This is a genomic window from Sphingomonas sp. 66-10 (assembly GCF_001897045.1).
GTDB classification, from domain to species: Bacteria; Pseudomonadota; Alphaproteobacteria; order Sphingomonadales; family Sphingomonadaceae; genus Sphingomonas; species Sphingomonas lycopersici.
The window spans coordinates 10,739-11,031 of the sequence record NZ_MKRR01000098.1 but is presented as its reverse complement, the minus strand read 5'-3'; the positions used below and the strand labels follow the sequence as shown (position 1 = coordinate 11,031).

Genomic DNA, 293 nt, shown 5'->3' with positions numbered 1-293 from the left:
GGGGCCGGATCAGACAGGGGATGGCGCAGGCGCTCGGGCTGGCGCTGCCGCCGCGCTGCCCCGGTTGCGGCGCGGTGACCCCCGCCGATCACCGCTTCTGCGCGGGTTGCTGGGGGAGCCTGCATTTTCTCGGGCCGCCGTGGTGCGCGGGCTGCAACCTGCCTTTCGCGTTCGATCGCGGGGCAGGGGCGTTATGCGGCACCTGTCTCGCCGATCCGCCGCGTCATCGCGGGGTGCGCGCCGCGGTCGCTTATGGCGCGGTCGCGCGGACGCTGGCGCTGAAGCTCAAATAT

Annotated in this window: 1 protein-coding gene; it reads left to right on the top strand. The window is 73.0% G+C overall.

Features of this window, described 5'->3' with window-relative positions; translation table 11 throughout:
• Positions 1 to 20: 20 nt before the first annotated feature.
• On the top strand, positions 21 to 293 hold a 273-nt coding region (locus tag BGN95_RS08760), incomplete at its 3' end, for a double zinc ribbon domain-containing protein (protein WP_286772412.1).